The 12577-nt window shown below is 53.8% G+C and carries 12 protein-coding genes; 7 read left to right on the forward strand and 5 right to left on the reverse strand.

The features are described from left to right. The first annotated feature begins 57 nt into the window (after nucleotides 1–57). From DFO56_RS08895 to DFO56_RS08905, 3 genes are all read left to right on the forward strand, one after another. Complete coding sequence (locus DFO56_RS08895) at nucleotides 58–978, forward strand: LysR family transcriptional regulator (RefSeq protein ID WP_045510162.1); 921 nt, start codon at nucleotides 58–60, stop codon at nucleotides 976–978. Between the two features lie 117 nt (nucleotides 979–1095). After that, nucleotides 1096–2046 carry a helix-turn-helix domain-containing protein gene (locus DFO56_RS08900; protein WP_045510157.1) on the forward strand — a complete coding sequence of 317 codons (951 nt, stop codon included), beginning with the start codon at nucleotides 1096–1098 and terminating at the stop codon, nucleotides 2044–2046. 143 nt (nucleotides 2047–2189) lie between these two features. Continuing rightward, complete coding sequence (locus DFO56_RS08905; RefSeq protein ID WP_045510154.1) at nucleotides 2190–4283, forward strand: TonB-dependent siderophore receptor; 2094 nt, start codon at nucleotides 2190–2192, stop codon at nucleotides 4281–4283. Between the two features lie 42 nt (nucleotides 4284–4325). On the opposite strand, the gene murP is transcribed toward DFO56_RS08905, so the two are convergent. After that, a complete protein-coding gene (murP, locus tag DFO56_RS08910) occupies nucleotides 4326–5765 on the reverse strand; it encodes a PTS N-acetylmuramic acid transporter subunit IIBC (protein WP_045510151.1) in 1440 nt (479 codons plus the stop codon). Next, a complete protein-coding gene (gene murQ, locus DFO56_RS08915) occupies nucleotides 5765–6676 on the reverse strand; it encodes an N-acetylmuramic acid 6-phosphate etherase (protein ID WP_045510249.1) in 912 nt (303 codons plus the stop codon). Before murQ ends, murP begins: the two co-directional genes overlap by 1 nt. Before the next feature lie 326 nt (nucleotides 6677–7002). On the opposite strand from murQ, the gene DFO56_RS08920 reads away from it, so the two are divergent. Beyond that, complete coding sequence (locus tag DFO56_RS08920) at nucleotides 7003–7692, forward strand: hypothetical protein (RefSeq protein ID WP_114413857.1); 690 nt, start codon at nucleotides 7003–7005, stop codon at nucleotides 7690–7692. Here DFO56_RS08920 and DFO56_RS08925 read toward each other — a convergent pair. Next, nucleotides 7646–8116, reverse strand: a complete 471-nt coding sequence (locus DFO56_RS08925) for a hypothetical protein (protein ID WP_233500393.1) — start codon at nucleotides 8114–8116, stop codon at nucleotides 7646–7648. The genes DFO56_RS08920 and DFO56_RS08925 overlap by 47 nt on opposite strands. Then, nucleotides 8088–8972 (reverse strand): winged helix-turn-helix domain-containing protein, encoded by an 885-nt coding sequence (locus tag DFO56_RS08930; protein WP_045510149.1) that lies wholly within the window; start codon nucleotides 8970–8972, stop codon nucleotides 8088–8090. The genes DFO56_RS08925 and DFO56_RS08930 overlap by 29 nt, the downstream gene beginning before the upstream one ends. A 402-nt stretch (nucleotides 8973–9374) precedes the next feature. Between DFO56_RS08930 and DFO56_RS08935 the strand changes: the two genes are divergently transcribed. After that, complete coding sequence (locus DFO56_RS08935; RefSeq protein WP_045510146.1) at nucleotides 9375–10058, forward strand: FliA/WhiG family RNA polymerase sigma factor; 684 nt, start codon at nucleotides 9375–9377, stop codon at nucleotides 10056–10058. Nucleotides 10059–10281: 223 nt separating this feature from the next. Next, a complete protein-coding gene (locus DFO56_RS08940) occupies nucleotides 10282–10740 on the forward strand; it encodes a C40 family peptidase (RefSeq protein WP_052679808.1) in 459 nt (152 codons plus the stop codon). Between the two features lie 2 nt (nucleotides 10741–10742). Here the strand turns inward: DFO56_RS08940 and DFO56_RS08945 are convergent, their stop codons facing one another. Continuing rightward, the gene (locus tag DFO56_RS08945; protein ID WP_020456414.1) at nucleotides 10743–12158 is read right to left on the reverse strand and encodes a PLP-dependent aminotransferase family protein; all 1416 of its coding nucleotides are present in this window, start codon (nucleotides 12156–12158) and stop codon (nucleotides 10743–10745) included. 175 nt (nucleotides 12159–12333) lie between these two features. On the opposite strand from DFO56_RS08945, the gene DFO56_RS08950 reads away from it, so the two are divergent. Beyond that, a complete protein-coding gene (locus DFO56_RS08950; RefSeq protein WP_020456415.1) occupies nucleotides 12334–12495 on the forward strand; it encodes a DUF1127 domain-containing protein in 162 nt (53 codons plus the stop codon). Nucleotides 12496–12577 lie beyond the last annotated feature (82 nt).

The following is a 12577-nucleotide window of genomic DNA, read 5'->3' on the forward strand; positions in this document are numbered from 1 at the left end:
AGGGTAGGTGAAGCGCAGATATAGTAGAAATTAATTGCTGATATCACAGGTATAGCCATGATTAATCTCAACCGCCTGGATCTGAACCTGCTGCTGACGCTTGATGTCCTGCTCCGTGAACACAATGTCACGCGCGCGGCGCAGTGGCTGAATCTTTCCCAGCCTTCGGTGAGCGTGCAACTGGCGCGGTTGCGTGAGATCTTTGACGATCCGCTGTTGCTGCCCGGCCCGCGCGGTATGCAGCCGACAGCACGGGCGGACGAGTTGCGCGAACCGTTACGCCAGGCGCTGGAAGCGCTGGAGCGCGCGGTGTCGCCAGTCAACGCGTTTGACCCCGCCCGCGCCAGTGTGACCTGGCGCATTGCTGCGACGGATTACACTGAATCGGCGGTGCTGCTGCCGCTGCTTGGCACTTTGCGTCGCGACGCGCCCGCCAGCCGCCTCGCGGTGTTTGAGCTTAACCCCGGCCAGATTAAGCGCCAGGCCGAGCAGGGCGATATCGATCTGTTCTTCCATTTGCGTGAAGGCGCGCCAGCGTCGCTGCACCAGCGGTTATTGTTCACTGAGCGCTATGTGCTGGCTGGCCGTTTAGGCCATCCGGCGCTTAAACGTCGCCCGTCGCTCAAACAGTTCTGCCAGCTGGAGCATGTGATTGTCTCGCCGGAGGGCGGTGGTTTTCAGGCGGCAACGGACGACGCGCTGGCGGCTCGCGGGTTAACGCGCAATGTGGTGCTTTCGGTGCCGCACTTCCTGTTTATGCTGGATGCGCTGGCGCGCACGGATTTGGTCGCCGTGCTACCGGAGCGGCTTGTCGCCACCACTGGCGCGTTGCAGGTGGTTGATCCACCTGTTGATCTGCCGGGCTTCGACATGCTGATGCTCTGGCATGAGCGGCTGCACCGCGATCCCGGACATAAATGGTTGCGCCAGCAGGTTCTCGCTGCGTTGGCAAACGCCGACCGTATTAACCCTCGTTAATGCGTATGTGAGAATAATTCTCAACATTATTGAAGCGCATCAGGGCGAATGGTAAGGTGTAGGCCGTTTCGCCCGCGCGTGGGTTGAGGGTTCGACAGATAGCGATGGCTGCCGTCTATGCAAAAAAGACACTTTTCAGTAGAAGATTTTATCGGTTTTGGCGAGCGTTATGGGATTGATTACCGCTTCCCGTCGCTGACAACCGGTCTTTTCAGTCAGGCGCAGCGCATTGTGATTCAGGGCGACGTTGAAGAGATGACGCTCTCTTCTGGTATCAACCTTACCCGTTCTGACATTCGCGTTCTGCAACCTTATGAAACGACCTCGCTGCACAGTTGCCCGCTCTACATGCTGGTGGTGCTGGAAGGCAGCGTGATGCTGCGCCTGAACGGGGAAGAGTTTGTCGTGCGCGCCGGGATGGCGTTCACCTCGCGCCTGAGCGAGCACCAGGTGATGAACGCCAGCCATCTGGCGGATTGCCATCTGCGCACATTATCACTTGGCGTCGATCCGGCAAGCTGCTGGCAATCACCGCTCCTCAGCGCACTTTTACAACAGTGGGAAGCGCATGGTGCCCCGACCTTTTTATGGCAGGTGCCGGGCTTTTTATTGTCTGGTTTACAGCAAACGCAGCAAGCCTCACTGCCTGCGCTCTCCCGCCAACTGATGCTGGAAGGCGTGATGCTGCAACTGCTGGGCAACGCGCTGTCGCAGCGCATACAGGGGCAGGAGAGACGCCGCCCGGTTCAATGTGGTGCACAGCAGCGGCTGGAAAACGTACGCCGTTTGCTGGAACAGCACCCCGAAAAAGAGTACACCCTGGCAGCACTGGCGCAGCTGGCGGCGATGAGCGCCAGCAGCCTGCGCGTGAAGTTCCGCCAGGCGTACGGCCACTCTGTGTTTGATTATCTGCGTGACTGCCGTCTTGAACTGGCGCGTCGCTATCTGGCGGAAGGCTACAGCGTACAGCAGGCCGCGTGGATGTCCGGTTATCAGCACGCCACCAACTTTTCTACCGCGTTTCGCCGCCGCTATGGTATGGCACCCAGCGAAATCCGCGCCTCCTGATTTTCTCCTGTGTAGACCAGCGTTGCCGATGCGTGCGCGATTTTATCATCGCGCATACGTGAATCATCACTGCGCATAGCTATCGGCGAATTCAAAAGGGTAATAATTCTTATTTACAATAATAATGGCTTCTGGAGATTTTCATGTTCGCAAAAACGCGACTGGCGCTGATGATTGGCTGCATAACCGGCGGGATGAGCGTAACGGTGATGGCGCAAGAGACCCCCCCCGGCAACGATACCGTGGTAGTGACTTCACAAATGCAAAGTGGCGCGACCAAGCTGGAGACGCCGGATATCGAAACACCGCAGGCGGTATCGATTGTCACCCGCCAGCAGTATGAAGAGCAGGGGGCAATCAGCGTGCGTCAGGCGGTGAGCTATACGCCGGGTGTCTACAGCAACCAGATTGGCGCATCCAACCGTTTTGACTATATCGTGCTGCGTGGTTTTTCTGACGGTAGCCTGGATAACGTCTATCTTGACGGGCTGAAAATGATGGGTGACACCAACTCTCACAGCTCGTTAGTTATCGATCCGTGGTTCCTGGATAGCGTGGAAGTGGTGCGCGGCCCGGCATCGGTGCTGTACGGGCGCTCATCGCCAGGCGGTATTGTGGCGCTGAATTCGCGCAAACCATCGTTTGATCCCGGCGGCGAAGTGAAGCTGTTTGCCGGAAATAACAACCAGCGCGGCGCGGCGTTTGATGTCACCGGCCCGGTGGATGATAACGACCGGGTGGCGGTGCGTTTAACCGGTATGACGCGCTATGCCGATTCGCAGTTTGACCACCTGAAAGAGCAGCGTTACGCCATTGCGCCGAGCCTGACCTGGCGTATTACCGATCACACGCGCCTGGAGCTGATGGCTTACCTGCATCGCGATCCCGAAGGTGGCAGCCACTCCGGTTTGCCGTATGAAGGCACCGTGGTGCCGCACGCGGGCAAGAAAATTTCCAACACTTTCTTTGAAGGCGAAGACGATTACGACAACTACGATCGCCGCGAAAATATGGTCGGTTATAACGTTGAACACGCCTTCGACAGCGGCTGGTCGGTGCGCCAGAAATTGCGCTACCTGCACACCACTGTCGATCTGAACCAGGTGTATGCCTCAGGCTGGCTGAACGATAGCGAGCTGAAGCGGGGTTACTCCGGCTCGGATGAATCGCTCTCAGCGGTGACGCTGGATAACCAGATCGATGGCAGCATTGATACTGGCGTTATCAACCATCGCTTGCTGTTTGGCGTGGATTATCAGCGTCGCAGCAATAATGTCACCGCCTCTACGGGCGACTTCCCGGCGATCGATGCTTTCCACCCGGTTTATGGTGCCGATCCACTGTCGATCAGCGTTTATAGCCGCGAAAAGCACAAACTTGAGCAGACCGGGATCTACATCCAGGATCAGATGTCACTCGACAGATGGCGTCTGACGCTCGGCGGTCGTCACGATCAGGTGAAGATCACCAACGTCAATAAGATCAACGACACCAGCGATACGCTGGATAAGAACCACTTCAGCAGCCGTGCGGCGCTGATGTACCTGTTTGATAGCGGTTTTGCGCCCTATGTCAGCTACTCAACCGCGTTCACGCCGACCAGCTTTACCGACGAGTACGGCAAGATCCTGCAACCGATGAAGGGCAAACAGTGGGAAGCGGGGCTGAAGTTCCAGCCGGAAGGCTCGCAAACCATGTACAGCGCGTCGGTGTATCGCATCAATCAGGAGAACATCGCCACCAAAGTGGAGCCGACCGATCCCTACCGTTCCATTGGCGAGATCGAATCCGAAGGTGTGGAACTGGAAGCGGTGGGGCAACTGACGGATAACCTGCGTTTGCAGGCTGCTTACACTTACAACGACATTCGCTACAAGAAGAGCAGCGCGCAGGAGCAGGGCAACCGCGCGGTGTACGCGCCGCGTAATCAGGCCAGTGCGTGGCTTAGCTATGACGTGAAAGACGGTGTACTGAACGGGCTGACCGTCGGTTCCGGCGTGCGTTATGTTAATGGCATCACCTCCGATCGTCAGAACACGCACACGCTGCCGTCTTACACGCTGGTCGATCTGGCGGTGGGTTATGACCTGAGCCATGTGGGTCTGAAAGGGCTGAGTGCGCAGGTTAACGTTAACAACCTGACCGACAAACGCTATGTCGCAGCGTGTAACTCCCTCTCTTACTGCTACTTCGGTGCTGAACGCAGCATCGTCGGCAGCCTCTCCTACCGCTTCTGATGTCCTGATTTCACCCGGCTTTACGCCGGGTGAAAACGGATGTTAGCTCAAATCCACGTTTTTGTGACCAAAGAACCAGGTCGCGAGAAAACCGCACACGTAAGCGACGACCACACCTGCTGCATAGACCGCCATTCCCGTGTAGATCCCCTGTCCGGAGGTCATCAACGGCAGCGCCACCAGGCCTGAAGGGCCAAACACGGTGTTGAGCCCAACCGGCAAACCGAACCAGGCAAAAGTGCCAATAAAGAAACCGCCGCAGGCCCCGCCGATACAGGCCGTGACAAACGGTTTTACGCGCGGCAGCGTGACGGCGTAAATCAATGGTTCGCCCACCCCGAGCAGGCCGGGAATGATCGCACCACGGATCTGATTACGCAGAATCGACTCGCGCGCCGAGCGGAAATAAAGCGCCAGCGCCGCGCCCACCTGGCCGCCGCCCGCCATCGCCAGGATCGGGAACAGCGAGTTAAAGCCCTGCGCATCCATCAGCGCGAAATAGACCGGAATAAAACCCTGATGCACGCCAAACACGACGGCAATCAGGAACAGCCCGGCCAGCACCGCGCAGCCGAACGGGTTGCCGTTAAGGTGCAGGAATAGCCACGACATGCCTTTAAACAGCTCAACGCCGATCGGCATGATCACCGTGAAGGTTAATGCGCCGGTAATCAGGAGCGTGAGCAACGAGGTGAGGATCATGTCGAGGTTATCCGGCATGAATTTACGGATCTGCCGCTCGATCCATGCCCCCATGATCGCTGCGATCAGCACGCCAATAATGTTGCCGCGCGGATCAATACCCATACCGAAAAAGTTATCGATGCCGGAAAAATAGCCCACTGTCGCTTTCGGATCGTAACCGAGCACAAAGAGCGCGGCGATAATTGCGCCATTCACGCCGCTGCCGCCAAAGGCTTTCTGTGCGTTGTAGCCAATCAAAATCGGCAGGAAGGTGAACAGTCCTTTGCCGAAAACTTTCATATAACCAACGATATGGACGAGCGTGGCATTTTTTTCGACGGCATTGATAATCAGGCTTTGCTCAATCAGGGTAGCGAAGCCGAGCAGCATCCCGGCGGCGATAAAGCCAGGGATTAACGGGGTGAAAATGGTCGAAAACTTCGCCAGAAACTGATGCACGCCGCTGGTCTGTTTCGCTTTCATCTGTTGCTTGGTATCGCTGGCGATACTTTTCAGCGACGCCGCTTCCACAGGCGCGCTGGCACCGCCTGTCATCGCGCTCATCATTTCTGCCGCCGTTTGCGCTTTGCCGGGGCCAACGATGATTTGCAACTGATCCTCGCTATTGACCACGCCAAGAACACCAGGCAGCGCTTTAAGTCCGGCGTTATCAACCAGAGCATCGTTGTTTAACGTCAGACGCAGCCGCGTCATGCAGTTGCCGCAGGTTTTAATATTCTCTTTGCCACCCACCAATTGCAGGACTGTGGCAATAAACTGCTCGCTGATTTTGGCCATTAGTTGACTCCCGTGTGAGCCAGCGCCTGGCGAATAAACCCACCGTTGTCGGCTAACAGACGCGCTGCCTGATCAGCGCTCAGCCCGCCTAACACCATGACGATGGCGGTTTTACAGTGCCCGTCGCAGGCTTTCAGCGCCTGAGTTGCGGTTTCGCTATCGCAATCAGTCGCTTCCATCACGATATTGATTTGCCGCTGCACCAGCTTCTGGTTGGTGGCTTCCACATCGACCATTAAGTTGCCGTAGACTTTGCCGCTGCGGATCATCGCGCCGGTCGTTAGCATATTCAGCACCAGTTTCTGCGCTGTTCCGGCTTTCATTCGCGACGAGCCGGTAACGACTTCTGCGCCCACCACCGGAACGATGGCGATATCGGCGATTTGCGCCATCTCACTGCCTGCATTACAGGTCAGCGCCACGGTGGTCGCACCGAGTTTTTGTGCATACTGCATCGCCGCAATGACATATGGCGTACGACCGCTGGCGGCGATGCCGACCAGGATGTCGTTAGCGTTAAAATTAAGCGCTTTAAGATCGTCAACGCCAAGCGTCAGGCTGTCTTCGGCGTTTTCTACTGCCTGCAAAATGGCGCGATGGCCGCCTGCTATCAGACCAACCACCTGCTCGCGCGGGGTGCCATAGGTCGGCGGGCATTCGCTGGCATCAAGGATCCCAAGGCGCCCGGAGGTGCCGGCACCGCAGTAAATCAAGCGTCCACCTTTCTGAAAAGCCGCCACAATCGCGTCCACCGCCTGGGCGATCGCCGGGATCGTTTTTTCCACCGCCAACGCCACTTTTTGATCTTCACGGTTGATAACCCTCAACATCGCTTCGGTATCAAGCATGTCAATGTCAGCGCTGGCGGTATTGCGGCCTTCGGTAGTCAGTCTGGAGAGATCAATGTTCATCAACGTTTCGCTCAACTCGGTTTTGCTGTTATTTGCCTGCTGCACTGTGGCTCAGGCACCTGTTATGGAATAATATATTACTCATAAAATGTTTAATAAGAATAATTTATTCTTATTTGCTTATTACGCCAGAAATGTGACGCCGTTCATACGGCAATAGTGCAGACAGATTTTACTTACTGGTATGTTTTTTAAGACTTAATTATTTAATGTCATTGATTGATGGGACTTTTCAACCTGTCTGCGTTAAAAGACCCTCCGGCTTTATCAATCTGTGGTCAGTCACAAATACCATTATGACGCCTGTTATCTGCAAGGATGATGCTATGCATAAAGTGAATTACGCCGCTAATTTCCCTCTCTGGCAGAGCCCGCAACTGTCGTTGCGTTGCAATTTACAGTGGCGCAGTTTTGCAAAGGTAGCGGTGCTCTTTAATGCGCAGGATAAGGCATTGCTCGGTGCGCAATGTGCAGCGTTAAGCCAGGCAGGTATAAGCGCGGAACAACTCTGGCCCGTTGCCAGAGCGTCGGGCAGCGATGGCAGACTGGCTGAATTACAGACACAGTGCATGGTATTGAGCGAAGCGCAACGGCAAGGGTGGAACAATGTCCTGCTGTTCGATGCCGACTTTCAACTGGTGCAGGATGAAAGGGTGTTCGCGCAGGCGAATCGTATCTTTGCGAGCCTTAATCGACTGGACTGGCATGCATTGCTGTTGGGGGGGCATTATCAGCATTCCTCGCCGCTGCTGACGCTACCTGGTATCGCTCGTGTACATCACGCCGTGAGCGCTGCAGCCTATGCGGTTAACGCCAGCTATTACCCTGTGTTATTAAATGCTTACCATCGTGCGATAGAGCATGCCGCCAGCCTTAATGATATTTGGCCATTACTAATGGGAAAACATTGCTGGCTGGCGGTGAATCCTGGTCTGGTAAGCTGGCGTGATAACAGCCCTAAGCCTTTCCCTACTTGTCGTCCAGCGGGTAGAGAAAGATCATTCCGTTTTGCATAGTGACCAGCGGCACGCCATCTGGCCAAAGTTGCTGCATACGCACTTGCGAATGCATCAGTAAATCAATGTTGCTGGCAAGCAACGGGGTGTCCGGAGAGGGGGCGAAATGAACAGGTGTGTAGGTAAAAAAGCGTTTCTCACCCGCCTGTTTTTTCTGCACGAAACTCCCTTTGAGCCTGAACTGAGGGTTATTCGGACTGCTGACATGGCTTACGATCGTCTCTCCAACGGTGGACAACTGGACGTCATAGAGCTCTTTTTGCTGCTGCGGCAAATCGTAAAAACCGAATTGCTGCGTTATGTTGCTGCCCGGTTTTAATGCCGGCTGCGAACGATGCCAAAAATAGCCACAGGCAGCGACAATCAGCGTCGTGAGCAACAGCATTACGCCGTACTTATGCGGTCTTGCAAGGCACCATTTCATCGAGTTTTCTCCGCGTTTCTTCAAGTATCAATTCATTAAGCGAAGCTAAATTGGCCCGCCACTGGTAGATCTGCATCGCCAGAATATTCTGCCCACAGGTGCTGTGTAAGCGCAGGGTGAAGTTCAGCGTTTGGTTATTACTTCGTGAATAGATGCTCAGGTTGATGGATTTCTTTTTTATCTGCTCATTTAAAAGGTGATAGGTGTCTTTGAGCCGGTTGTAGACTGTGGCTTGATCCTGCAGACGCTCGCCGGGTTCAACAAGCGTATACAGACGAATATTGCTATACGCGTTTTTTGCCAGCTCTTCAGCTTTCATCGTCTGACCGCGATCGATTGTCAAATAACCGATAAAGGCGATAAAAAGTACTGCAACCAGCAATAGCGATACGAAGGCTCCCCGGGGATAGCGTGTTGATTGCTCAGGCGTTTCATAAACCACGTCAGAAGAGAGCGGCTGCGTATTGGCGGTGCTCACTTCTGTGAGAGATTTCTCATTATTTAATGAAATATCTTCTTGTGGGCTTTCAACCTGCTGGCAATATTCTGCATCCAGTACATAGCCCCGTTTAGGCACGGTGCGAATAATGCGTTGCTGTTTGCCGTCATCTTCCAGCGCCGCGCGCAGGGCGTGAATTGCGTTTGGCAGGCTGTTATTACCGATAACCCGCCCCTCCCAGACTTGGTTGGTCAGCTCTTCCCGTGTAAAAACCTTACCCGGGTTCTGTTGCAACAGATCCAGCAGTTTGAGCTGATACGCGCCCAGCCGCTTATGTTCTCCGGTGACTAAATGAATAATTGAGCCGGAAGGCAAATCAATTATCCAATTGTTAATGGCACAACAATGTTTTTTCATAACGAATTTCAAGTAGCTCCATCATGGAACAAGTGATTATTAAGGTTATGTACTGTAATTGAGAATTAATTAACGTGAAGGCGCGTGAGCAAATCTTCTGGCCCCAGTAATCATTCCATATGAGATATTAATAATACTACTGTGCGATAGATGAATTACACGCAAATTCATTAATTGCCGCTTTTCGGGGAATTAAGAATAGGGGATGTGATGTATCTTTTTACACCAGTTAAGGTGGGAAACCGTGCAGTCCCGCTTATTGTGATTGTGTGATGTTAATTTATTGTTGTTTATTTAATTAATCTTTTTACCCATTGAACTAATGAGAAACGTCAGCCTAAAGAATGCAAAAGCAGCATCCGTCTGTTTTTATGTAATAAATCTAGTCTGCGCCATTTAATAATGATGAGTGTAATTTCCTCTGAAACGATAACGTTTCCCGATGAAGCGCGCTATGTCCGCGATTATTTGCCGCTGGTGCATAAAGTGGTGAAACAATTCTCCTGGCAGACCAGCAGCGTCATGGATAAAGACGATATGCGGCAAGTCGCCCTGACGGGTTTGCTCTTTTCATTGCGTCGTTATGGACAACCTGATGCGCAATTTGCCGGTTACGCCATCCAGCGCATTCGTGGGGCAATTCTTGACGAGCTACGCCAGCAGGACTGGCGTCCACGGCGGCTGCGCCAAAAGATGTACAAGCTCAACGACGCCATTCGTGAGCTGGCGCGTGAACTTGGCTATGTGCCGAATTTTAATGAATTAAGCGAACGGCTTTCTATTACACCAGAGGAGTATCAGCACTATTTATTACTCGACTCCGCCAGTGAGCTGGAGAGTCTGGATAACGATCTCCATTCCCACGCGCTGGAAAGCCGCCCGCTTGAAGCGGAAGTCGTGAATAGCCGCGCACTAAAAAGCGCGATAGCAAGCCTGACCCGGCGTGAACAGACGATTCTGGGGTTGTATTACCACCATGAATTAAGTCTGAAAGAGATTGCCTCAATGCTTGGACTGACAGAAGCCCGTATTTGTCAGCTTAATAAAGTAATAGTGCAAAAGTTACGGGCGTTTTTTGACGAATAAGTACGTTTCTCCTTCCGCTAAGGAATGAAAAATGTATTTAAGATTTTAACCCTTTATTTTTATTAGTATTAATATTGTGAAATATTTAACTGTATCATCCATCGTTGCCCCCAGGCAGAGCGTGCTCCGCGGGTTTTTGGGGCTTTTTTTTCTTATTTTGCTTTCTGTGTTCCTGACCGGTTGCGCGCAGTCTAAACCGGTTAGCCGTACACAGGGGCCAACAATGCTTGCCGAACAGCGCAAGATCAGCCATGAAGAGACACTGGCGGCGACGCGTAAGTCAAAAGTTGACAAGGTTGTGCAGCACCTTAAAAAACAGTTGGGTAAACCTTATGTCTATGGCGGTGTCTCGCCAGCGCGCGGTTTCGACTGTAGTGGGCTGGTGTTCTATGCCTACAACAAAGTGCTGAGTAATAAATTACCCCGCACCACCAAAGCCATGTTCCATGACAAGCGCTTAATGCGGGTAAAAACCGCGAACTTGCGCCAGGGCGATTTGCTGTTTTTTCGCAGCAAATTACGCGGTCCGGTCGATCATGTCGGTGTCTATCTGGGGCATAACCGCTTTATCGAAGCGCCGCGCCGCGGGTTGAATATCCGTATCAGCCATTTTCTTGATGACTACTGGCAGGATCACTACCTCGGCGCGCGCCGTATCCTGACAGGCAAACGCGTGCTCTGAATTCACGCCTCCAGCGCGTTATGAATTGCCTCGCCCAACTGTTTGATCACCTCGCGATTGGCGTCGGTCAGTGGCAGGGCGCAATTCAGACGCAGGCAGTTACGGTACTTGCCAGACGCGGAAAATAACGAGCCGGGCGCAATCTGGATTTTCAGGCGGCACAGCGCGCGGGAAACACAGACCATATCGACGGTTTCCGGCAACTCGACCCACAGTAAATAACCGCCTTGCGGGCGTGTCACGCAGATACCGCAGGGAAAATACTGGCGTACCCAGCAGGTGTAAGTTTCCAGTTGCTGCTGATAAACCTGGCGCATACGCCGCACATGCCGATGGTAATGACCGTCGCGAATAAACGCCGCAACGGCCAGTTGTGTTCCTGGCACATTGGTGCCGATGGCGGCATATTTTTTATGCAGCACCCGATCCAGATAACGCCCTGGCGCAATCCAGCCGACGCGCAGTCCCGGCGCCACGGTTTTGGTGATAGAGCTGCACAGCAGCACGCGGCCATCAATATCATAGGATTTTATCGTGCTGGGACGCGGGTATTCGGCTGCCAGCTCGCCGTAAATATCGTCTTCAAAAATCACGATGTCGTGGCGCTGCGCCAGCGCCAGCACGGCCTTTTTCCGCGCGTCCGGCATGATAAAGCCGAGCGGGTTATTGCAGTTCGGCACCAGAATCACGCCCTTAATGGGCCACTGTTCCAGCGCCAGCTCCAGGGCTTCCACGCTGATGCCGGTTTCGGGATCGGTCGGAATTTCAATGGCTTTAATATCCAAACCACGCAGCAATTGCATCGTGCCGTAATACGAGGGGGATTCAACGGCGACAATATCCCCCGGCTGACACACCGCCAGCAAAGCGAGCGCCAGCGCCGGATGGCAACCGCTGGCGATGACAATATCGTCGGCGCTGACCGATGCGCCGCCGTCCAGCATCAGCCGGGCGATTTGTTCACGCAGTTCAAGGCGGCCCGGCAGCGTGTCGTAGCTTAACGCCTCCATCACCTGGTGCTGGGCGATACGGCTCATCTCGCGCCACAGCGGTTTAAGCGTGGGCTGGGTGATATCCGGCGCGCCGCCACCAAACGCAGCAATCGCTTTATCGGTGCGTGCGTCGAGCAGCGTCAGCACTTCATCCCACTGCGTGACTTCCACTGGCCGTTGTACCGGGCGCGACATCGCGGGCACTGGCGGTTTTGCCTTTCGCGGCGCAACAAAGTAGCCGGAACGCGGCTGAGGCGTTATCAGTTGCAGGCTTTCCAGCACCTGGTAAGCCTGCTGCACGGTGCTGATACTCACGCCGTGCTCCTGACTCAGGCTGCGCACTGACGGCAGTTTTTCGCCGTGACGATACAATCCCTGTTCAATGCGTTCTGCCAGCAGCGTGGCCAGATGTTGGTAACGTGTCATGCTGTATCCTTAAAATTCACCATACAGATTTAATAACCAGTACAGATTAGGGTGAAATTCGCGATTCAGACCTTGTTTTAAGCGATCTGTATGTTAAAGAAAAGTGATTTCTGAATCTGTATTGTAATGGGCGAGAACGGCGAAGATAGAGCTCTTTTCAGGCGAGGAGAGCATCATGGAATTTTTTGAAAATCGACCCAACCGCCCGTTTTTAGGGTTTGTTTTACTCTGGCGCAAACTGCAACGGCTGCGTGAGCGCGTAAAAACGCGGCGGCTGCTGCGCGCATTAAGCGACGAGCAGCTAAAAGACCTGGGGTTACGCCGCAGTGAACTGTGATAAGTGCGATAACGCGCGGAGATAACATCTTGTTATTTCCGCCCAACCGGCGTTGGGCTATGCTTAGCTCCACAACCTGAAG

It is taken from the genome of Kosakonia sp. AG348, from assembly GCF_003337365.1.
Classification (GTDB): Bacteria; Pseudomonadota; Gammaproteobacteria; order Enterobacterales; family Enterobacteriaceae; genus Kosakonia.